Origin of the sequence: Alistipes shahii WAL 8301 (genome assembly GCF_025145845.1) — a bacterium.
In the GTDB taxonomy this organism is placed as follows: Bacteria; Bacteroidota; Bacteroidia; order Bacteroidales; family Rikenellaceae; genus Alistipes; species Alistipes shahii.
Genome location: NZ_CP102253.1, coordinates 3,256,106 through 3,278,070, shown reverse-complemented (window position 1 = coordinate 3,278,070; position 21,965 = coordinate 3,256,106). Strand labels below are relative to the sequence as shown.

Annotated in this window: 15 protein-coding genes; 1 reads left to right on the top strand and 14 read right to left on the bottom strand. The window is 60.4% G+C overall.

Going from position 1 to position 21,965, the window contains the following annotated elements; all coding sequences use genetic code 11:
* Window positions 1-36 precede the first annotated feature (36 nt).
* The 11 genes from gyrA to NQ492_RS13710 form a co-directional block, all read right to left on the bottom strand.
* The gene (gene gyrA / locus NQ492_RS13760; protein WP_044053930.1) at window positions 37-2,583 is read right to left on the bottom strand and encodes a DNA gyrase subunit A; all 2,547 of its coding nucleotides are present in this window, start codon (window positions 2,581-2,583) and stop codon (window positions 37-39) included.
* A 415-nt stretch (window positions 2,584-2,998) separates the two neighbouring features.
* Window positions 2,999-3,277, bottom strand: a complete 279-nt coding sequence (locus NQ492_RS13755; protein WP_157359440.1) for a hypothetical protein — start codon at window positions 3,275-3,277, stop codon at window positions 2,999-3,001.
* A 438-nt stretch (window positions 3,278-3,715) separates the two neighbouring features.
* Window positions 3,716-4,261 (bottom strand): hypothetical protein, encoded by a 546-nt coding sequence (locus tag NQ492_RS13750; RefSeq protein WP_015545914.1) that lies wholly within the window; start codon window positions 4,259-4,261, stop codon window positions 3,716-3,718.
* Between the two features lie 532 nt (window positions 4,262-4,793).
* A complete protein-coding gene (locus NQ492_RS13745; RefSeq protein ID WP_157359439.1) occupies window positions 4,794-5,849 on the bottom strand; it encodes a hypothetical protein in 1,056 nt (351 codons plus the stop codon).
* On the bottom strand, window positions 5,818-6,441 hold the full coding sequence (locus NQ492_RS13740) for a hypothetical protein (protein WP_231839847.1): 624 nt from the start codon (window positions 6,439-6,441) through the stop codon (window positions 5,818-5,820). The genes NQ492_RS13745 and NQ492_RS13740 overlap by 32 nt, the downstream gene beginning before the upstream one ends.
* Before the next feature lie 78 nt (window positions 6,442-6,519).
* On the bottom strand, window positions 6,520-9,249 hold the full coding sequence (locus tag NQ492_RS13735) for a DNA translocase FtsK (RefSeq protein WP_015545911.1): 2,730 nt from the start codon (window positions 9,247-9,249) through the stop codon (window positions 6,520-6,522).
* Between the two features lie 145 nt (window positions 9,250-9,394).
* Window positions 9,395-10,168 (bottom strand): glutamate racemase, encoded by a 774-nt coding sequence (gene murI / locus NQ492_RS13730; RefSeq protein WP_044053929.1) that lies wholly within the window; start codon window positions 10,166-10,168, stop codon window positions 9,395-9,397.
* A complete protein-coding gene (locus NQ492_RS13725; RefSeq protein WP_015545910.1) occupies window positions 10,161-10,688 on the bottom strand; it encodes a shikimate kinase in 528 nt (175 codons plus the stop codon). Before NQ492_RS13725 ends, murI begins: the two co-directional genes overlap by 8 nt.
* Window positions 10,689-10,701: 13 nt before the next feature.
* On the bottom strand, window positions 10,702-13,566 hold the full coding sequence (locus NQ492_RS13720; RefSeq protein WP_015545909.1) for a DNA gyrase/topoisomerase IV subunit A: 2,865 nt from the start codon (window positions 13,564-13,566) through the stop codon (window positions 10,702-10,704).
* 34 nt (window positions 13,567-13,600) lie between these two features.
* Window positions 13,601-15,481 carry a DNA topoisomerase IV subunit B gene (locus NQ492_RS13715; protein WP_015545908.1) on the bottom strand — a complete coding sequence of 627 codons (1,881 nt, stop codon included), beginning with the start codon at window positions 15,479-15,481 and terminating at the stop codon, window positions 13,601-13,603.
* A gap of 99 nt (window positions 15,482-15,580) precedes the next feature.
* The gene (locus NQ492_RS13710) at window positions 15,581-16,330 is read right to left on the bottom strand and encodes a lysophospholipid acyltransferase family protein (RefSeq protein ID WP_259872927.1); all 750 of its coding nucleotides are present in this window, start codon (window positions 16,328-16,330) and stop codon (window positions 15,581-15,583) included.
* 484 nt (window positions 16,331-16,814) lie between these two features.
* Between NQ492_RS13710 and NQ492_RS13705 the strand changes: the two genes are divergently transcribed.
* A complete protein-coding gene (locus NQ492_RS13705) occupies window positions 16,815-19,175 on the top strand; it encodes an outer membrane beta-barrel protein (RefSeq protein WP_015545907.1) in 2,361 nt (786 codons plus the stop codon).
* A gap of 69 nt (window positions 19,176-19,244) precedes the next feature.
* Here NQ492_RS13705 and NQ492_RS13700 read toward each other — a convergent pair whose 3' ends face one another.
* The 3 genes from NQ492_RS13700 to NQ492_RS13690 all read right to left on the bottom strand — a co-directional run bounded on the left by NQ492_RS13700 (window position 19,245) and on the right by NQ492_RS13690 (window position 21,896).
* Entirely contained in the window at window positions 19,245-20,234 is a 990-nt protein-coding gene (locus NQ492_RS13700; protein WP_149887549.1) for a DMT family transporter, read from the bottom strand.
* On the bottom strand, window positions 20,235-20,810 hold the full coding sequence (locus NQ492_RS13695) for a LemA family protein (protein WP_022061526.1): 576 nt from the start codon (window positions 20,808-20,810) through the stop codon (window positions 20,235-20,237).
* A gap of 186 nt (window positions 20,811-20,996) precedes the next feature.
* On the bottom strand, window positions 20,997-21,896 hold the full coding sequence (locus NQ492_RS13690; RefSeq protein ID WP_195635824.1) for a TPM domain-containing protein: 900 nt from the start codon (window positions 21,894-21,896) through the stop codon (window positions 20,997-20,999).
* Window positions 21,897-21,965: the final 69 nt, after the last annotated feature.

Genomic DNA, 21,965 nt, shown 5'->3' with positions numbered 1-21,965 from the left:
AAACTGAAATTTTAAAGTTTTTGTTGTTTCTTTTTCTTATTCCTCCGCGGGGGCGGCTCCGGGGGTTTCGCCTCCGGTCTCAACGCCTTCCGCGGGCTGCACTTCCTCCTCTTCCCCGGCAGCCGGCACGGCCATCACCGAAGCAATGGCGTCGCCCTCGCGGAGGTTGATGATACGCACGCCCTGCGTAGCGCGGCCCGCGAGGCGGATCTGGCTGACAGCGGTGCGTATGGTGAGTCCCGAACGGTTGATGATCATCAGGTCGTTGTCGTCGGTAACGGCCTGTATCGAAATTAGTTTGCCTGTCTTTTCCGTAATGTTGATGGTCTTCACGCCCTTTCCGCCGCGGTTGGTGATGCGGTATTCGTCCAGATCGGTACGCTTGCCGTAGCCGTTCTCGCTCAATACCAGCACGTCCTGCTTCGAATCGGGTTCCACGCAGATCATGCCGACCACCTCGTCCCCGTCCTCGATCGAGATGCCGCGCACTCCGGCGCCGACACGCCCGATCGGACGCACCGTCGATTCGTTGAAACGGATGGCCTTGCCGTCGCGGGCGGCGATCATCACCTCGGCGTTGCCGCTGGTGAGCTTGGCCTCGATCAGCTGGTCGCCCTCGCGGATGACGATGGCGTTCACGCCGTTCTGGCGCGGACGCGAGTAGGCCTCCAGTTTGGTCTTCTTGATCGTGCCGTCCTTGGTGCACATGATGATGTAGTTGTTGTTCACGTACTCCGCATCGGCCAGGCTCTTGACGTTGATGTAAGCGCGGACCTTGTCGTCCGGCTCGATCTGGATGACGTTCTGGATGGCGCGGCCCTTCGACGAACGGGCGCCTTCCGGAATCTCGTAGACCTTGAGCCAGAAGCATCGGCCCTTTTCGGTGAAGAAGAGCATCGTGTTGTGCATCGAAGCCACGTAGATGTGCTCGATGAAGTCCTCGTCGCGCGTGGCGCTGCCCTTGGCCCCCACGCCGCCGCGGTTCTGCGTGCGGTATTCGGCCAGCGGCGTGCGCTTGATGTAGCCCATGTGCGAAATGGTGATCACCATGTCGTCGTCGGCATAGAAATCCTCGGGATTGAACTCCTCCGAAGCGTAGACGATCTCCGAGCGGCGTTCGTCGCCGTACTTCTCCTTGATCTCCAGCAGCTCGTCCTTGATGATCTGCATCTGCATGCCGACGTTCGCAAGCACCTCCGTCAGGTGGGCGATCAGCTTCTCCAGTTCGTCGCGCTCGGCGAGCAGCTTGCCCCTTTCGAGTCCCGTTAGGGCGCGCAGGCGCATTTCGATGATGGCCGAAGCCTGGATGTCCGACAACTCGAAACGCTCGATCATCGTCTGCTTGGCGGCGTCGGGCGTCTGCGAGGCGCGGATGATGCGCACGATCTCGTCGATGTTGTCCTGCGCGATCAGCAAACCCTGCACGATGTGCAGACGCTCCTCGGCCTTGCGCTTGTCGAAGCGCGTGCGGCGCACGACGACGTCGTGGCGGTGCTCGATGAAGTATTTGATCAGGTCGCGCATCGGCAGCATCTGCGGCCGGCCGTTGACCAGCGCGATGTTGTTCACGGCGAACGACGTTTGCAGCGGCGTGTTCTTGAACAGCGTGTTCAGCACCACGCTCGCAACGGCGTCGTGCTTCAGGATAATGATGATCCGCAGGCCGTTGCGGTCCGACTCGTCGTTGATGTAGGAGATGCCGTCGATCTTCTTGTCGTTGATCATGTCGGCGATCTTCTTGATCATCTCGGCCTTGTTGATCATGTAGGGAATCTCCGTGATGACGATGCACTCGCGGCCGCTGGGCGTATGCTCGATGTCGGTCTTGGCGCGCATCATCACACGGCCGCGGCCCGTCAGCATCGCCTCCTTCACTCCCTCGTAGCCGTAGATGATACCGCCCGTGGGGAAGTCGGGACCCTTGACGTAGTGCAGCAACTCCTCGCCCGTGATCTCCGGGTTGTCGATATAGGCGCAGCAGGCGTCGACCACCTCCGAAAGGTTGTGCGGAGCCATGTTCGTGGCCATACCGACGGCGATACCGCTGGCGCCGTTGACGATCAGCAGCGGGATTTTCGTGGGCAGGACCGTGGGTTCGGGAATCGTGTCGTCGAAGTTCAGCGTCCAGTCGACCGTCTCCTTGTCGATGTCGGCCATCACTTCGTCCGTGATTTTCTTCATGCGGGCCTCGGTGTAACGCATGGCGGCAGGCGAGTCGCCGTCCATCGAACCGAAGTTACCCTGTCCGTCGACCAGCGGGTAGCGCATCGACCAGTCCTGCGCCAGGCGGACCATCGCGTCGTAGACCGACGTGTCGCCGTGGGGGTGGAACTTACCGAGCACGTCGCCGACGATACGGGCGGACTTACGTGTGGGTTTGTCGGAGTAGAGGTTAAGCTCCGCGCTCATATCGTAGAGGATGCGGCGGTGCACGGGCTTCATGCCGTCGCGCACGTCAGGCAGCGCACGCGACACGATGACCGACATCGAATAGTCGATGTACGCCGATTTCATCTGCTCTTCGATATTGATGGGGATGATACGCCCCGTCAAACCGGCATTCTTTTCTTCTTCAGTTAACATATTAATACTTAATTCTGTTATTCTTCGTCTTTCCGTTTCGAAGCGGGCTTTCGCGGCGTCCCGCCGCGTTTACATACTTGGCCCGCTCCGGCGCCCGCCAAGACGGGAGCCTCGTCGCATCGCGACCGGAATTTCGACCGAATTATCTCCAATTCAAATTTTCAACGCTCACAAGCGCCGCAACCGGCCCGTCGACACCCGTCGAAAATTACCGTTCTTTTAACGAACAAAAATACGATTTATTTCCGGTTTGAGCAACTTTAGGGGAATAAATCTGCTTCGTGGGCGCGATATTTTCAGCGGACCACCCCGTTTTTGCCCCTTTTCCGGCGATCTGACGGCCCGAAAAAAAATCTCCCGGCAAACTGCCGGGAGAAAGACGGATTGCAGAACGGTCCGCGACAAAGTCGAGCGATCACTCCGCACCTTTGGCCGGGCACGCCTCCGCAAGCGCATTGAGCTTCACATTGACCCAGAGCATAAGCCCCAAATACAGGAGTCCGCACGAAAGACAGCAGCAGAGGGCCAGCTCCCCGGAGAAATCGCGGGGCACGACCCGATTGCAGAACAACTCACACAACTTAATACCGACACTCGTTAAAAGCGGCACGGACCATGCCAGCACGAGTTTCAGCCGGATGATACGCCGGTCGACGCCGCAGGCCCGCATTCTGGGGCGGACGATATGTTCCACTACCGGAAAAATAAACGAAAAAGCGACGAACATAACGACTGCAAGGGGAATGATCCACCCCGTAGGCCTCCACTTTCGGTATTCGGATACGGCAAAAACGATAGCAACCGCATAATGCAACACCCCCAAGACCACAAACCCCGCCAACGTAAAGCCTAATTCATCCATAATAGATTAAATTTAAAGTGTTCAACATGCGTCAGGACATCCTAAAACAAATATAAGATAATATTTTAATAAATAACATGAATTTATGTTAAGATTTATTATCCTTGACGCATTTATTAAAAACACACATTAAACAATCCATCCTCCCTGCATTCGGCGACGACAAACGGCGCGACAATTTGTCATTTACGCGGGATTTCCACCATTGCGCCCACGATCTCGACGCCCCGAAAAAAAAATCTCCCGGCAAACTGCCGGGAGAAAGACGGGTCACCTGCCTTTCATCCGATGCCAGCGAATCGAAAATCCGACCGTGGCATAAAAAAAACAATAGTCGGAAAAACCTCCCTTATAGCAATCCTGATAGCGCACACCCAAACCGACGAAAGGCGGTATTTTCAGGTCCGCCCACTCCCAACGCACGCCCAGATCGTAATAGCGGAAATGCCAGCTGCCGCCGAGCGTATTGCCCGCTCGCACCGCTATTTCGAGCCGGTCGCGGGTGGTATGAAGCGGAGCGTATCCGAAGCCCAGTCCGAGCTGTCCGGCCTGTTCGTAGCTTTTCACGCCACCGGCCTTGAACAACCCGGTCGTCGCCGTAACCGGTATGAAAAGGGAAAAACGCCCATCGAAACGATAACCGACAATTGCCTCGACATCCATCCCTCGCTGCGCCACTCCGTCGCTTTTCGATCGGGCCAAAGCCCGCAATTCGGCCCGTAGAAAAACGCCTTTGTCGTTATTCGCAAAAGATTGCGCCTGCACGGCGATCGCGCTTCCGAACAGACAGGACAGCAATAACAGAATTTTTTTCATAACTTTTCGAATTAATTTCCCATTTCCTCCGTTTCCCCGACTTCGCTCTCTCCAGGATCGCCTTTGTTCCGAATTCTGCACGATATTTATAAAATCTTCCCAATAAGCAGACAACAGCGCCTTGCAGAAATTTTCGCATTAAGGTCAGCCCCCCCCTCTTGCATTACCTGTTCAGGAACTTCCTCCCCCGGGAGTCGCTTTTGAACAAGCGTCCAACGACAAGCCCCCCAAACGCAGAAACCAAGCTATTTTTTAATATTTCAGCCAAGCAATCAAATAAATATCAACACAAAAGCATCATAATGCAAATATATTAAAAAAACACATTTACCAAGACATAATAATATATAAAACAAACACCAATTATTAAAATAACAGAAGAAACCGATTCGCAAAAACAACGGGCGCCCCAAAGGTCGCCCGGAAGATCATTTCAGCCGATAAAAACACCTACCCCGACAACCGGGCCGAAGCACCGCCGGGAACAGCCACCGGTCGGCGCAAACGACATCCATTTTCATGGGATATTCAATTATCGGGATTTGACACACAGGAATCGGGTCGCGTCCGGAGAACCCGGAACCGTCCGGGAGCAATCCGGCCCGGCGGCACGCGTATCAGCGGCGGACAGCGGCTCCGCGATCCGGAGCCGCGAACGGCGAAAATCGAAGATCACGCGGAAGCGTTCGAAGAAACGGATGCCCAGAAATCCGTGCCCCGGAAGCCGCATACGGTTTTCAAGCAGCAGCACAGGCTGGCCGCGAAAAGTATAGGCATCCATAAAGATCACCTCGGCAGGCCGGATCACCGGCAGCCGTTTGCCGGCGGAGGTTCGTCCTTCCAGTTCCTGAATGCGCGAGCGGGAAACGAATTTCTTCACTTCGGGCTTGTAAGCAAAGAGCGCCAGCAACATGGCATTGCCCAGATCCACGACCAGTTCCGCCGGTTCAGCGACACGCCGGCCGCGGTCGTTGACAAACGCCAATGAACTTTGCAGGCAATACATCCCCGACCGTTCATCGCGCGTCATATCCCAGGCCGTCCAGCCGCCGCCCTCTCCGGGCAGTTCCTCCTCCGCGAGCAGTTCCAGACGCCCCCGGGCGATGTCGAGACCGAAGATGCCGGGCGTCGCGGCGCTGTCGGTCGTAAACCGGTTCAAGGGCCAGAGCAGATCGCCCTTACGGCCGCCCATATCCACCACGTAAGTGTCGCACAGACTCCGGGAACCGCTCACCGAGAGGCCGGGAGCCAGTTTGTAACGCGCCGCGTAATTCGCCCCGACAGCCATGCGGAAACGGACCGCGGAGTCGAGTTTTTCAAGCCGGAAAAGATCGGGATGCGACCACACGAGCGCACTGTCGATCAGCGGAAAGGCAATTCCCGATTCGAGCATGGCCCGCGCCGGAATCGAATCCTGCAACAGGACTTCGGCATAGAGATGCCCGCCGTCGCGCATCAGCGGCAGCGACCGTTGCGCATGCGCGGAAAATGCCGCCGACAGCGACAGCGCGCAGCATACCGCCCGGCGAAGACCGCAATGCCCCCGGCGGACCCGGTCAGCGGAAGTCGATGAATTCGTAGCCCTCATAATTTTTCGGATCGAACCGCCGGACGTGCCCAGCGAGGGGCGCGACCTCCAGCACGTTCACCAGCACCTGTTCGCCGTCGTAGTCATACGAAAGCGAGCGGGGGCGCATCGTAGCGGTGTCGACCGTCAGTGTGACATCGCCTGCCGGGGAGTCGTTCCCGGCGGCGGGCGTCAGCCGCACGACGGCGCGGCCGTCGGCTTCGGAGACGAGCGACGGCGTATATTCGCTGCCCAGAAAATCGAAGGCCCGGACCGGATTGTTCAGGATGTTGCGGCTCGCGGTGTCGACCTCCGTAACGGTCACCTCGCGGCGGCGGTTGTCGACCTCGCGGCGCACGGCTCCGTCGGCGAAAACCTCCGCGTCGCCCAGCACGAGGTAATAGCTGTCGCCTTCCACGACATAGCTGCCGCGGGCTTCGTAGTCGCCCGAGACGACCCCGAACTTCACGCCGTAGCCGTCCATCGCACGGAATCCCGCCGCAAGGCGTTCCAGTATCTCCGTGGCACGAGGCTGCGCCGCATTGCCTTGCAATATGCCGCAAAACAATACGGCAATGAAACAATGAAAAATGAAAAATTTTCGTCTTCCCATAGTGTCAGCTCCCGCAATTTTCAATTCCTAATTTTTAATTCTTAACCACAGGAACTGGGATTGTTTTAAGCCGAAGACTTAAAACAATCCCAGTTCCTGCAATTTCGCCTCCAGCGAAGGCAAGTCGTGGTAGAGGATGTCGCGCGGTTTGGCTCCCTGCTGGCGGCCGACGATGCCGGCCCTTTCGAGCTGCATCATAATGCGGCCGGCGCGGTTGAAGCCCACCTCGTAGTTGCGCTGGATCATCGAGGTCGAGATCTGACCTCCGGACACGGCGTCGCGGGCGATCTCGGCAAAGAGCGAGTCGTATTTCACAGGCGCCGAGGACTCCTCGCTGCCCATTTGAGCGTCGCCGCCGTCGGGCGTATAGTCGGGCAACGTGTAGGCCTCGGTGTAGCCCTGCTGTTTGGAGATGTATTCGCAGATGCGCTCGACCTCGCGGGTCTCGACCAGCGCACACTGGATACGCGTCAGATCGCCGTCCTTCGAGAAGAGCATGTCGCCGCGTCCGATAAGCTGGTTGGCCCCCGGCTGGTCGATGATCGTGCGCGAGTCGATCATCTGCATCACGCGGAAGGCGATGCGGGCCGGGAAATTGGCCTTGATGCCGCCCGTGATGACCTTCACGTCGGGACGCTGCGTGGCGATGATCAGGTGGATGCCGATGGCGCGGGCCTTCTGCGCGAGGCGCATGACCGGTCCCTCGACCTCGCGGGCCGTCATTATCAGGTCGGCGAACTCGTCGACCACCACCACGATATACGGGAGGTAGCGATGTCCGTTCATCGGATTCAGCCGCCGCGAGGTGAATTTCTCGTTGTACTCGGCGATGTTTCGCGCCCCGGCCTTCTTACACAGTTCCAGACGGTTGTCCATCTCCGTACAGAGCGAGTTGAGCGTATAGACCGCCTTCTTGGGGTCGGTGATGATCGCGTCGTCCTCCGACTCCATCTTGGCCAGGAAATGGCGTTCGATCTTGGCGTAGAGCGAGAACTCGACCATCTTGGGGTCGATCATCACGAACTTCAGCTGCGCGGGGTGTTTGCGGTACAGGAGCGAGGTGATGATGGCGTTCAGCCCCACGGACTTGCCCTGTCCCGTGGCTCCGGCGACCAGCAGGTGCGGCATCTTGGCCAGGTCGAAGACGTAATTTTCGTTCTGGATCGTGCGCCCGATCACCACCGGAAGCTCGGCCTTCGACTCCTGGAAACGCAGCGAACGCACGGCCGAATACATCGAAACCACCTGCTTGTCGCGGTTGGGAACCTCGATGCCGATGGTTCCCTTGCCCGGAATCGGCGCGATGATGCGGATACCCAGCGCCTTGAGGCTCTGCGCAATATCGTTTTCGAGGCCCTGCACCTTCGAGATCTTGATTCCCTGCGCCTGCACGATCTCGTAGAGCGTCACCGTGGGACCCACCGTGGCCTTGATGCGCTGGATGGGAATGCCGAAGTTCTTGAGCGTATCCTCGATTTTGGTCTTGTTCTCGAAAATCTCCTCGTCCGAGACCTCCGAATCGGAAATGTAGTCCTCCAGCAGCGTCACGGGCGGCTTGCGGTAGTTCACCAGGTCCTTCAGCGGGTCGTAGCTCTCCGTGGGGATCGCCTTCTCGTCGAGCAGTTTCGCCTCGTTGGCCTCGACCGTCACCACGACGCCCTCCGGCTCCGCGGCGGGCGCATCGTCCAGCACGGTGATCTCGGTAAAGGGCGCATCGGGATCGGACTGTGCGGCCTCCCTCTCCGGAACCTCCTCCGGGGCAGGCTCCGCAGCCACGGCGTCGCGCACCGCAGGGCGTTCCAGCTCGACCAGCCCGCTGCGGCCGATCACCACACGGCCCTCGGGACGCGAAAGGTCCACCTCGATGAACTCCCCGTCCTCCGCGGGAGGGGGCGTCTGCTCCGCGGCAGTCTCCCCGGCGACGGGTTTCCCGTCGGGCGTCAGTTCGAGGAAGGGATTTTCGTCCTCTTCCGGCACGGACTTCCGAGCCGCAACGGGCTCCGACGGACGTTCCACACGGATCGGGGCGGGTTTTTGCGCCGCGGGTTCCGCCGCTTTCGACGGCGCGGGCTGCGGTGCGGCCGCCTTCGGCCCGGGTTTCGGAGCCGGTTCGGGAACATCCTCCGCAGCCCCGTCCTCCCCGGCCGCACGTCCGTGCAGCACGACTTTGTGCTTGAGGATCTCGACGACCTTCCCGCTCTTGTCGACCACCACGTTGCCCGCCTCGTTGACCTTGTTGATGAAGTTGCGGTTGATGAAAACACCCGTCAGTATCCAGCCGCCGACAAGCAGGATCAGCGTTCCGAAAGCCCCGATATGCGTGCGCAGCAGGGCCGAAGAGGCGATGCCGAAAGCGCCGCCCCACCCCGTCGAGCAGCAGAGGCTCCAGCGGTTGGCGAAGGCGAATCCCAGCGTCAGCGACCCCAGGATCATAATCAGAAACAGCGAAAGGATCGAATGGTTGAACAGCAGCGGCCGCTGACGGACGATCCGCACGCCGACCAGCACGATCATCGCGGGAATCAGGATGCCGAAAAGCCCGAACGAATGATCGACCAGCAACATCCCCAGCCGCGCTCCGGCCCAGCCGCAGAGATTTTCCGGTTCGATGCCGAGCGTCACCCGTTCCTCGACCGATTTTTGCAGCCCGCTCTGGTCGGCGGCCCAGCTGAAAAACGAAAAGAACACCGCAGCGGCGGCGAACAGACCGATGAACAGCAGCAGCAGTCCGGCGATCCAGCGCGCACTGTCGCTGTTGGAACGCTGAACGGCCTGCCGGCTGTTGGAGGATGTATTTTTAGATGCCATTCCAGAATGTCGCTATTATCGAGCGAAGGTACGAATTTTTTTCGACAATTCCGAAGGCGCCGCAAACTTTATCAATCGCCCGGAGCGATTCCGGCCGGAAGCGTTCCCGCCCGCGAATGGGGGGGGGTATGGAGCCGGGAGCGTCTTACAGGTACGCCGCAACCTTCCGTTCGAGACGCAGGCGGTAGAGCTCGTCGGCGAAGGTGCGGAACGTGAGCGCGGGGCGGTTATCCGCCGAAGCGCGCAGGCCGTAGCGGTCCAAAAGCTGCCCGACGCGGCGGGCGACGGCGGGCGACGGGTCGACGATCGCGGCCCGTCCGTCGACGATGCGTTCCATCACCGGCGTCAGAAAGGGATAGTGCGTACACCCCAGCACGATCTGGTCGGCGCCCCGCGCCAGCATCGGCTCCACGGCGGCGCGCACCGCGGCTTCGGCCTCGGGCGTATCCTCCCGGTCTCCCTCGACCAGCTCCACGAAACCCGTGCCCGGGTAGGTCAGGACTTCGATGCCGCTGCCGTACCGGGCGGCCGTGCGGCGGAACAGCTCGCCGTCGAGGCTCCGTTCGGTGGCCAGCACCCCCACCACCCCGCTGCGGGTCGCCAGGCAGGCCGGTTTCACGGCCGGCTCCATGCCGACGATGGGCATGCCGGCGTATTTTTCGCGCAGGAAGCCGATGGCCGCGGCCGTGGCGGTGTTGCAGGCCACAACGACCATCTTGCAGTCCAGCTCCACGAGCCGCGCCACGGCGGCGTCGGCCAGCGCCTGCACCTCCTCGCGGGGCCGCGAGCCATAGGGGCAGTTGGCGCCGTCGCCGAGGTAGGCGAGCGATTCGCCGGGCAGCGCACGCCGGACCTCGCGCCAGACGGTCAGTCCGCCCAGCCCCGAGTCGTAAATGCCTATGGGTCTGTTGTCAGCCACGGTCGGAGAAAGTTTGCACGATATGTTCGACCAGCTCGTCGTCGGACATCGGGTCGCAGTCGACGACGAGCGAAGCCTGCGCGTAGAACGGTTCGCGGGCCGCCATGTCGCCGCGCATGAAGGCCACCAGCTGTTCGTCGTCGAGACCTTGCAGACGGGGCCGCTTGCGGCGTCCGTAGGGGCTTAACCGCCGGGCGATCTGCTCCGGCGAGCGGCGCAGGTAGACCGTATGCCCGACGGCGTTCATGCACGGCATGTTATCGCGCCACGTGGGCAGCCCGCCCCCCGTGGAGACCACGGCGAAGGAGGCTCCGGCGATCACCTCGTCGAGGACCCGGCGCTCCGCCTCGCGGAAACGCTCCTCGCCCTCGTAACGGAAGACGTCGGCCACGGAGGCGCCTTCGCGCTCCTCGACCAGCGCGTCGGTGTCGATGAAATCGACGCCCAGACGCCGCGCCAGCTTGCGTCCGAGGGTGCTCTTGCCGCAGCCCATATATCCGACCAGAAAGAGAGGTTTCATCGCAGGCGGTTCGTTAAAACAGGTTCAGCTGTTCGGGGTCGATCATCTCGCCGGCGTCGCCTTTCGGACGCTCCACCTCGAACTCCACGCCTCCGACGATCGTTCCGGCCGAGGGCTGGCCCGCCGGAGCCTTTCCCGGGGCGGGCTTGGCGCCGAGCGGCTCCTTCAGGGCGGATTTTCCGGAAGCTTTCCCCTCTGCCGCAGCGCGTTGCGCCGCGTCAGCTGAAGCGTCCGTCAGCTGACCGTCGTCAAGCGACTCATCCTCCGAAGGTTCCGGTTCGGGAGGCAGTTCGGGTTCGATCATCCGCAGCCGGTCCACGTCGTAGGTCGTCAGGCGTTTGCCCTTGGCGCGGTGGCTCTTGACGCCCACGAACTCGTCGACGTCGATCACATCCGCGGGCCGCGAGGCGTGCGCCCCCTTGTAGGTGATCTCCAGTTTGGCCCCGGCGCGGTCCGTCACGCAGATGAAATCGGCGTCGGCGTCGAGGAAATCCTGAATCTTGTCCGACATCTCGGCCGTGAAACGCTTCATGTAGTAATACTTCTGGCCGCGGTCGTAGTAACACAGGCTGTAAACCCGGTCGGACTCGTAACGCGCCACGAGGACCGTGTCGTCGGGGAAGTGCTGCATCAGGTCGTAGCCCGTGATGTAGTACTGATTCTTCGAGGTCCAGACGATCAGGCGGTCGTCACCCTTGAACTCGCCGAGCAGCTTGCCGCGCCCGTCGGCGTTCAGCCGGCGGACATCTTCGTCGAACCAGATGTCCTGCCCCCCGAGCGTCGAGGTGCCGCGCTCCTTCAGCACGATCTTGTGGATGCCGTAGCGCGAGAACAGATTGCCCTGGCTCTGGCGCCCCTTGATGGCGAGGGTCGAGAAATCGAGATCGACGATCACCTTCTTCAGGCGCGGACGGGGCTTGAAGTAAACCTTCAGCACCTCGGCCTCACCGTTCGGATTGACAGACATATACAGTATCTCGCTCTTGGCGGTTCCCTTGGTGATGTCGTACTCCTTGTCGCGCGTGATGCCCTTGATGGCGCAGCGCTTCATCATAATCGCGCCGTTCTTCCCGTCGCGGTAGAGAACGTTGTAGATCGTGCGGTCGTCGTTGCGCTTGAAGACCCCGATATAATAGATGTTTTTATCGAAGAAGGCCTTGTCCGAAACCTTGGTGATCACGTAACGCCCGTCTTTCGTGAAGACGATCACGTCGTCGATGTCCGAGCAGTCGCAGACGAATTCCGCGTCCTTCATGGATTTGCCGATGCCGAAGAACCCTTCGGCCCGGTCCACGTACAGCTTGGCGTTCGTGACGGCCACCTTCGTCGCCTCGATCGAGTCGAATTCGCGCAACTCGGTGCGACGCTCTCTGCCCTTGCCGTACTTGTCGCGGATGCGCTCGTAGTAGGCCACGGCGTATTCGGTGAGGTGGTCCAGGTCGTACTGCGTCGACTTCAGGTCCTCCTCAATCTGGCGGATCTCGTTGTCGGCCTTCTCGCTGTCGTAACGCGAAATACGGATAAATTTTAGCTCGGTGAGCTTCTGCACGTCTTCAAGCGTCACTTCACGTCGCAGCCGCATCTTGAAGGGTTCCAGACCCTTATCCACGGCGGAATAAGCCTCCTCGCGGCTCTTGCACCCCTCGATCAGCTGGTAGAGCCTGTTCTCGATGAAGATGCGTTCGAGCGAGGCGGCATGCCATGCCTCGCTCAACTCGCCCAGCCGGATTTTCAGCTCCAGCCCCAGCAGCGACTTGGTGTGCTCGGCCGAGCGGCGCAGGATCTCCGAAACCCCGAGGAAGTGCGGCTTCTCGTCCCAGATGACGCACGAGTTCGGGGCGATCGACACCTCGCAGTCGGTGAAGGCGTAGAGCGCGTCGATGGTCTTGTCCGACGACTCGTCGGGCGAGACCTGAATGACGATTTCGACCTTGTCGGCCGTATTGTCGTCGACCTTTCGGATCTTGATCTTGCCCTTGTCGTTGGCCTTGATGATCGAATCCTTGATCGACTCGGTGGTCGTGGTATAGGGAATCTCGGTGATGGCAAGCGTCCGTTTGTCGATCTTCGAAATCTTCGCCCGCACCTTCACCGTGCCGCCGCGAAGGCCGTCGTTATAGCGGCTCACGTCGGCCATGCCGCCCGTCGGGAAGTCGGGGTAAAGCTGGAAATCACGTCCCTGGAGGTGCGCAATGGCGGCGTTGATCAGCTCCACGAAGTTGTGGGGCAGGATTTTCGAAGCCAGTCCCACGGCGATGCCGTCGGACCCTTGGGCCAGCAGCAGCGGGAACTTGATGGGCAGCGTAACGGGTTCCTCCTTGCGGCCGTCGTACGACAGCATCCACTCCGTCGTCTTCTTGTTGAAGACCACGTCGAGGGCGAATTTCGAAAGACGCGCCTCGATATAACGGCCCGCGGCGGCCTCGTCGCCCGTGAGGATGTTGCCCCAGTTGCCCTGACAGTCGATCAGCAGGTCCTTCTGCCCCAGCTGCACCAGCGCGTCCTTGATCGACGCGTCGCCGTGCGGGTGGTACTGCATGGTCTGGCCCACGAGGTTGGCGACCTTGTTGTAACGGCCGTCGTCGACGACCTTCATCGCATGAAGGATACGCCGCTGGACGGGTTTCAGTCCGTCCTCGACATGCGGCACGGCGCGTTCGAGGATCACGTACGAGGCGTAGTCCAGGAACCAGTTCTTATACATGCCCGTGAGCTTGCGGACGCCGCCCTCCTCCTGCGTCAGGCGGTCGAATTTGCCCGCCTTGGCCGGAGCCTCGGCCACAGGCGTTTCGTCCGTCGCGTCGTCCGCGGTTTCGGGAGTCGAGGCGTCCTCGTTGAGCGCTTCGTCGCGCCCCGTCTTATCGTTCTCTTCCGCCATGAAATCGGAATTTTTAATTTTTAATTCTTAATTTTTAATTAATCGCAAGGTCCTGCTCGACGATGTCCTCCTCGATGCGCAGGTTGTCGATGATGAAGCCCTGACGCTCATACGTATTCTTGCCCATATAAAACTCCAGCAGGTCGTGGATCGGGTCGTCCTTGGTGATGCGGACCTTGTCCAGGCGCATGTTCTCGCCGATGAACTCCTTGAACTCGTCGGGCGAAATCTCGCCCAGACCCTTGAATCGCGTGATCTCGGCGTTCGCGCCGCACCGGGCCACGGCCTTCAGGCGCTCCTCCTCGGAATAGCAGTAGAGCGTCTCCTTCTTGTTGCGCACGCGGAACAGCGGGGTTTGCAGCACGAACAGATGCCCCTGGCGGATCACCTCGGGGAAGAATTGCAGGAAGAAGGTCATCATCAAGAGGCGGATGTGCATGCCGTCGACATCGGCATCGGTGGCGATGACGACCTTGTTGTAGCGCAGGTTATCCATGTCCTCCTCGATGTTCAGCGCCGCCTGAAGGAGGTTGAACTCCTCGTTCTCGTAGACCACCTTCTTCGTCAGTCCGTAGCAGTTCAGCGGCTTGCCGCGCAGCGAGAAGACCGCCTGCGTACGCACGTCGCGGCTCTTGGTGATGGAGCCTGACGCCGAGTTGCCCTCCGTGATGAAGATCATCGACTGTTCGGCCAGCTCGTTGCGATCCGTGCGGTGGATCTTGCAGTCGCGCAGTTTCTTGTTGTTCAGGCTCACCTTCTTGGCCGTCTCGCGGGCCTTCTTCTGGATGCCCGAGATCGCCTTGCGCTCCTTCTCGTTCTCGACGATCTTCCGCTGGAGAATCTGCGCCGTCTCGGCGTGCTTGTGCAAGTAGTCGTCGAGGTGCTTGGTGAGGAAGTCGGCCACGAAGTTGTTGACCGAGACCCCCGGTTCGACCTCCTTCGAACCGTACTTGGTCTTCATCTGGTTCTCGAAGATCGGGTCGGTGACCTTGATCGAAATGGCCGCGATGATCGACGTGCGGATGTCCGAGGGGTCGTAGTCCTTGTGGTAGAACTCCTTGACCGTCTTGGCAACGGCGGCGCGCAGGGCCGTCTGGTGCGTGCCGCCCTGCGTGGTGTGCTGGCCGTTGACGAACGAGTCGTAGCTCTCGCCGTAGCCCGTGCCGTGGGTGATCACCACCTCGATGTCCTCCCCCGTGAGGTGGATGGGCGGGTAGAGCGGGTCCTCGGTCATGTTGTCGTTCACGAGGTCCAGCAGACCGTTTTTCGAAACGTAGCTCTTGCCGTTGAAATTGAGCGTCAGACCCAGGTTCAGGTAGCTGTAATTGCGGATTTTCTGCTCGACGTATTCGAGGTTGTAGGCATATTCGCCGAAAATCTCCTTGTCGACGCGGTACGAAATGAACGTGCCGTTCTTCTCGTTGACGCCGCTCTCCCACCTGTCGCTCACTTCGAGACCCTTGGCGAAGGTCACCGTACGGGCCTCACCGTCGCGGACCGAACGGGCCGTAAACTCTTCGGAAAGCATGTTCACGGCCTTGACGCCCACACCGTTCAGGCCCACGGTCTTCTTGAAGGCGTCGCCTCCGTACTTGCCGCCCGTGTTCATCTGCCCGACGGCCGCCGCGAGCGACTTGAGGGGGATGCCGCGGCCGTAGTCGCGCACCGTAACGACGTTGTCGGCCAGCGTGATGTCGATCTGCCGGCCCGCGCCCATGATGAATTCGTCGATCGAGTTGTCCACGACCTCCTTGATCAGCACGTAGAGCGCCTCGTCGGGCTGCGAACCGTCGCCCACCACGCCGACGTACATGCCGGGGCGCAGGCGGATGTGCTCCCTCGGCGAGAGGGTCACGATGGCGTCGTCGCCGTAATTGTTTGCGTTCGAGTTGGTATTATTGAGTAAATCTGCCATAACTTAATTAAGGTGAAAGGTGAGAAATTAAAAAATCGGCGGGAAGTTCAACGCAACTTTTTTTGAATTTTTCGTGTTCCAACCTTTATTTGCGACATTTCACTTTTGATCTTTCACTTTTAACTTTTCGTTTCTCACTTCTCCCAGCGCCGTGCACATCCGTTCATGCACCTCCTGCATCAGTTCATGCGTCTCCAGCACGGCGACCCGTTCGGCCGGAACGGGAGGCAGCACGCGGACGGTGATCCGGTTGCCCCAGTTGAATGCCAGGTTCTTTTTGATCAGCGTCTTGGTTCCGTCCAGCACCACGGGAAGGATCTCCGCGCCGGCCTCCTTGGCCAGCGTGAAGGCCCCGGCCTTGAAGCGGTGGATCTCACCGTCCTTCGAGCGCGTGCCCTCGGGAAAAATCGCCACCGAAGCCCCGCGCGAAATCCACTTTTTCCCGTCGCGGACCAGCTGTTCCAACGCCTCGGCGGCGTGGCCGCGGTCGATGCAGATGTCGCCGTGCAGCAGGAGGAACTGGCCGAAGAAGGGCGTTTTGAAGACCTCGCGCTTCGACACCCAGCGGAAATTGAGCGGAATGTAGTAGAGCGCCGGGATGTCGATCACCGTGTTGTGGTTGATGACGATGACGTAGCTCTTCTTCCGGTCGATCAGTTCGCGGCCGATGACCCGCTGCCGCCAAAAGGGCGGCAGGAAGAAGAAAATCCGCACCAGGATGCGCGACAGTTCATGCACCGTCCGGCGCCCCCGGTCGAAGGGATAGCAGACAACCAGCGCAAGGGCCGACAGAATCATAAAAAGCGTGCACAAAAGCACCAGCAAAAGGTAGTATAAAGCACTTAACATACGATCATCGTTCTATTACAGCATTTGCAAAACAGACTGTCCGAACCCGCGGCCGCGGGCCGCGGCCACAAATCCGGCCCGCCCCGGATTCCAGCCTCCGGGAGGGACCAGGCAAAGGGCGCATCCGGTTGAAAAAAGCCCGTATCAGACGTCCGGGGACAATTAGCCATATTAATTCAATCTGCAAATTTAGGAATTATTTCCCGGGATTCCTACCCCGCCAGTCGGCGAATTTTCAACAAAATATTCACTGCACCTGTTTTCAGGAGGCGAAAAAGCGGGACCGCGAAAAAAAGTTACGGAAAAATTTGGTTCGCAGCCGGGGGGGGGTATCTTTACACCCGGAAAACACCCCCGCAAGAACCGCGGGCCTCCATATACATAAGTATCGAAAATTTTCTGAAATTTACAGTACTATGTCTTGCATAGTATAAATATTATTACATATCTTTGCACTGACGAATAAAGTGCAAAACAGAATATTATGAAAAGACTGATCCTCCTTATCGTAACGCTTGCAGCGGCCGCGACCCGGCTCTTTGCGGCGCATCTCTGCCCCTCGACGGGCCGCGTGGTGGACGAACAGGGAAAAGCCGTCGAATACGCAACGGTCGTCCTGCTGAAAGGAACCGAACAGGTGGCCGGCATGGCCACCGACGCCGAAGGACGTTTCGCGCTGAAAGCAGCTCCCGGCGAATACACGCTCCTGATTCAGTACCTCGGATTCGACCCCGTGAAAAAGCCGGTGCGCGTGGAGCAGGAGAACCATCTGGGCGATTTCGTGATGCGGACCTCGGCGACCGGCATCGAAAGCGTGGAGGTAAAGGCCCGGCTGGTGCGCCGCGAGGCCGACCGGTTCGTGGTCGACGTGGCGAACGCCCCGGCGGCCATCGGCAAGGACGGCATCGAACTGCTGGAACGCGCCCCCGGCGTATGGATCGACGGGGAGAAAATATCAATCAACGGCAAGAGCGGCTCGAAGGTCTACGTCAACGACCGCGAACTGCGCATGGAGCCGGAACAGCTGCTGACCTACCTGCGGTCGCTCCGGGCCGAGGAGATTCAGAAAATAGAGGTCGTGCCCACCTCGGGCGCCGACTACGATGCCGACTCGGCGGGAGGCATCATCCGCATCACGCTCAAAAAACGCCGCGAGAACGGCGTCAACGGCTCGGTGGCGTTCAACACGACGCAGGGAGAGATCGTACACAGGTACAATCCGTCGGCCAACATCAACCTGCATTCGGGCCGCGTGGACTTCTACGCCTCGGCATGGGGATCTTTCGGAAAGGACGAGACGACCACCGGCGAGCAGACGCGCTACGAGGCCGCGGACAAGGAGCTGAACGCACATTCGTCGATGAAAGGCCGCAACCGCAGCCTCGGGGCCAGCGCCGGCGCGGTGGTCGAGATCGACGGCAGGAACAGCGTCGGCGCGGAGTTCGAGTACTGGCGCAACCGGAACGGGGAGCCGAACGACACCTACACGGATTTCCGGAACGCCGGCACGGTGACACGCACGGACAGCCATTTCGACAAACTCGACATCCGCAACAACTACTCGGCGACGTTCAACTACATCCGCAAGATCGACACGCTCGGCTCGACGCTCAAACTCCTTGCCGACTACACGCGCCGCGAAACCGACTCCGGAAACGACAACTTCAGCCGCATGACGGCTCCGGGAGCAACGGCGGATTCGACCTACCGCGACAACACCGAGAGCGTCTACAACATCGCCACGGCGACGCTGGCCCTCGAAAAGAGGTTTTCGCCCCGCTGGACGCTCAAGGCCGGAGCCAAATACACCTACAACGACATGCACAACGACGCGCTCTACGAATACCTCAAGGGCGACGCATGGACGCGCAACGACAACCAGAGCTTCACGATCGACTACACGGAGAACATCGCGGCGGCCTACGCCGTCGCCTCGGCGCAGCTCGGCCGCTGGGGCCTCGTGGCTGGTCTGCGCGGCGAATACACCCACACGACGGGAAAAAGCGTCGGACAGGATTATTTCTCGCTCTTTCCAAACGCCAACGTCTCCTTCGCCCTTTCGAAGGAGAAAGGATGGTCGCTGATCGCCCAATACGCCCGGACCATCGAACGGCCGCGCTTCTGGTGCCTCAACCCCCAGCGGATGCAGATTTCGGACTACACCTACCAGACGGGAAACCCGTCGCTCGACCCGGCGTTCAAGCAGGACGTGAACCTCACGCTGGTGGCCGCCCACAAATACACCCTCACGGCCGGCGTGCAGCTCGTCAGCGGCGAGATTCAGCAGACGATACAGGCCGACCCGGAGAATCCCGACCTGCTGCAACTGGCATGGGTCAACTACGACCGCACCAAAAACTATTACGTCTCGGTCAATCTGCCTTTCCAGCCCGCGAAATGGTGGCAACTGAACGCCAACTTCACCTACATGCGCCACGGTGAGCGCGTCGAACAGCACGGCGCCGAAACTTTCTACAACTGGGCATTCGGCAGCATCTCGACGACCTTCACGCTGCCGGCTAAATTCTACATCGACCTCTCGTACAACTATCAGAGCCGCATCGACCTGGGCAACTGCTGGGTCGAACCCGACCACCGGTTGCAGGCCGGCGTGAAGAAACGCTTCGGCGACCAGTTCACCGCCTCGTTCTCGGTGCAGAACCTTCTGGACCAGGGACAGGTGATCGGAGCGCACGGCGACGGATTCGTCCGCACGATGAACGCCCGGCAGACGTGGAGCAACCGCTCGTTCCGAATTGGGCTGACCTACAACTTCAAGTCGGGGAAGGCCTTCAAGCGCAAAGCCGTCGAGGCGGGATCGGCCGACGAAAAGAGCCGGCTGTAACGGTACGAAGACAAACGCGCCGGCGTCGGAGGCGATTCCTCCGGCGCCGGCGTGTTTTTGCAAAATCCGTCAGCGGGTACGGCGGATGCGCGGCAGCGGCAGGCGGCGCGCCCAGCGCACGGCCCAGCGCGGCAGGCGCGGACGGGCCATCCACCGGGCCAGGTGCGTGACGGAGGTGGGGATGCGGATTGATTTGCCGGCGATGATGAGCGTCACGGCGACGAGGATCAGCAAAACGCCGGTTCCGATGCGCAGCGTGAACCGCTCGCCGAAGACCGCGACGCCGAAAAACAACGCCGTGACGGGTTCCAGCGCCCCGAGGATCGCCGTGGGCGTGGAGCCGATGCGGCGGATGGCCCCGGCCATCGCGACCAGCGAAACGATCGTCGGGAAAAGCGCCAGCGCAACGGCGTTGACCCACATCAGGGACGAAGGGACGGGTTGCAGATCGGCACAGCCCCGCAGCCGAACGACATAGACCAGCGAGCCGAAAACCAGACAGTAGAAGGTGAGTTTCTCGGTCGGAAGGTCCTTGAGCGACGAGCGGTTGACGGCGACGATCCAGACCGCATAGGAGAGCGCCGAAAGGAAGACCAGCACGACGCCCGCGAGGTTGAGCGTCGCGCCGTCGCCCCCTTTGTAGAGCAGCGAGATGCCCCCGCACGCCAGGGCGATCGAGACGACCGTGGCGGCGGTGACCCGCTCGCGGAAACCCACGGCCATGATGACCGCGACCATCACCGGATAGACGAACAGGATCGTCGAGGCGATGCCGGCGTCCATGAGGTTGTAACTCTCGAAAAGCAGCAGCGACGAGACGGAGAAGAGCACGCCCATAGCCGCAAGCGGCAGGACGTCGCGCCGCCGCAGGGCAAACGACTGCCGCCGGAACAGCATCAGCGCACCCAGCATCACCACAGCCAGCACATAGCGGTAGAACAGCACGGAATCCACTCCCAGGCCCGCGCCGTAAAGCGGCAGCGCAAAGAGCGGATTCAGTCCGTAGCTGGCCGCGGCTATGGCTCCCAGCACATAACCGCGGGAACGTTCCGAGATCATTTAGAAGGTGACCTGCGGAGCGGCCGCGGCCCCTTCGGCCGACTCGAAATAGGGCTTCTGGCCGAAGCCGAACATCCGCGCGACGAGGTTGGCCGGGAAGCGGCGCACCGAAACGTTGTACTGCTGCGCCGCGGCGTTGAAGTCCTTGCGGGCGACGGCAATGCGGTTCTCGGTCCCTTCGAGCTGGGCCTGCAATTCGAGGAAATTCTGGTTGGCCTTCAGGTCGGGATAGCTCTCCGACACGGCGATCAGGCGGCCCAGCGCGGAGCGCACCTCGGCCTGCGCCCGCTGGAACTGTGCGAGCCGCTCGGGCGTCAGGTCGTCGGCCGAAAGGTTGATCGACGTGGCCCGGGCGCGCGCCTCGGTAACCTCGTTCAAGGTCTGCGTCTCGTGGGCCGCGTAGCCCTTCACGGTGTTGACCAGGTTGGGAATCAGGTCCGCACGCCGCTGGTACTGCGTCTCGACGTTGGACCAGGCGCTTTTAAGCCCCTCCTCCCTGTTCACAAAACCGTTATAGGTCGCATAAAAGAAGATCGCCACCACGGCGACTACGCCGATCCAAATCCATTTTTTCATAACAGAAGCTATTTATATATTTAAACTCATTTCGCATCAAACCGCCGCAGTCGCAGCCTCCGGCGCCGTTTACAAGCCAGACCCCGTCCCAAACCCTTCCTTCAGGGGAAGGGCTTGTCGCGACGCAACCGAATTGCAGACGCTTTTCAGCCCAACATGCAACGCCCCGGAAATCTGCACCTTAAACTACCAGCGCGAACCGGCTCCGCCGCCGCCGAAGGAGCCTCCTCCGAAGCCGCCGCCCATGCCGCCGCCCATGCCGCGTCCGAAGCCGCCGCCGATGATCGTGCCGCCCCCGGCCCCGCCGCCGAAATTGTCGTCGCGCAGGTTGCGCGAACGCCGCTTCACGACCGCACCGCAGTTCGGGCAGACATACGTATATTCGACCAGCCGGTAGTTCCGCGTGACGCTCAACACCTGCTGCGACTGCTGTTTCAGCGTCAGCTTACGGCACTTCGGGCAACGGCGGGAGAAATAGTAGTTCGCCAGCACCATGCCCAGCGGGAAGATCACGAAGCCGAAGACGATCGTGAAGATCATCCATGCCGGAAGGTCCTCGTCGGCGTCGCCGCCCAGATCGACCTCGCCGCCTTCGAGGATCGTGGCCGCAGCCCCCACCCCGGCAACCATGCCCGCGCTGTAATTCCCCTCGCGGAAGGCCGGAAGCATATAGTTGAGCTGGATGCGTTTGCAGAGCGCGTCGGGAAGGATGCCTTCGAGGCCGCCGCCCGTGACGAAGCGTATCTCACGCAGGTCCTTCACCAGCAGGATGCCCAGTCCGTTATTGCTTTTGGCCGAGCCTACGCCCCAGCTGCGGAACAGATCGACGGCGAACGAGAACGTATCGCCGCCCGCGATGTCGTCGACGGCGACGACGGCGACCTGCGCGAGGCCCCGCTCACGCAGCGAGGCGCAGACGGAGTCGATATGCGCCACGGCGGCAGGCGACAGGATACCGTCGGGATCGGAGACATAGCGCCGCCGGTCCATACGCTGAACATTGGGAATCTCGTCCGCGCGGTAGGTTCCCGCAAGGGCGGGCAGCGCACAGGCGAGCAGCAGGCAAAGGATCGCAATGTTTCTCATGCGGCAAAGATAAAGAAAATGAAGAATTAAAAATGAAAAATGAAAAATTATAACGCAGGCTGCATCACA

Coding starts and splice junctions, on each gene's coding strand:
- NQ492_RS13725 (WP_015545910.1), bottom strand. CDS start 10,688: ATGAAACCTCTCTTTCTGGTCGGATATATGGGCTGCGGCAAGAGCACC.
- NQ492_RS13720 (WP_015545909.1), bottom strand. CDS start 13,566: ATGGCGGAAGAGAACGATAAGACGGGGCGCGACGAAGCGCTCAACGAG.
- NQ492_RS13700 (WP_149887549.1), bottom strand. CDS start 20,234: ATGATCTCGGAACGTTCCCGCGGTTATGTGCTGGGAGCCATAGCCGCG.
- NQ492_RS13690 (WP_195635824.1), bottom strand. CDS start 21,896: ATGAGAAACATTGCGATCCTTTGCCTGCTGCTCGCCTGTGCGCTGCCC.
- NQ492_RS13695 (WP_022061526.1), bottom strand. CDS start 20,810: ATGAAAAAATGGATTTGGATCGGCGTAGTCGCCGTGGTGGCGATCTTC.
- NQ492_RS13750 (WP_015545914.1), bottom strand. CDS start 4,261: ATGAAAAAAATTCTGTTATTGCTGTCCTGTCTGTTCGGAAGCGCGATC.
- NQ492_RS13705 (WP_015545907.1), top strand. CDS start 16,815: ATGAAAAGACTGATCCTCCTTATCGTAACGCTTGCAGCGGCCGCGACC.
- NQ492_RS13715 (WP_015545908.1), bottom strand. CDS start 15,481: ATGGCAGATTTACTCAATAATACCAACTCGAACGCAAACAATTACGGC.
- NQ492_RS13710 (WP_259872927.1), bottom strand. CDS start 16,330: ATGTTAAGTGCTTTATACTACCTTTTGCTGGTGCTTTTGTGCACGCTT.
- gyrA (WP_044053930.1), bottom strand. CDS start 2,583: ATGTTAACTGAAGAAGAAAAGAATGCCGGTTTGACGGGGCGTATCATC.
- NQ492_RS13745 (WP_157359439.1), bottom strand. CDS start 5,849: ATGAGGGCTACGAATTCATCGACTTCCGCTGACCGGGTCCGCCGGGGG.
- NQ492_RS13740 (WP_231839847.1), bottom strand. CDS start 6,441: ATGGGAAGACGAAAATTTTTCATTTTTCATTGTTTCATTGCCGTATTG.
- NQ492_RS13735 (WP_015545911.1), bottom strand. CDS start 9,249: ATGGCATCTAAAAATACATCCTCCAACAGCCGGCAGGCCGTTCAGCGT.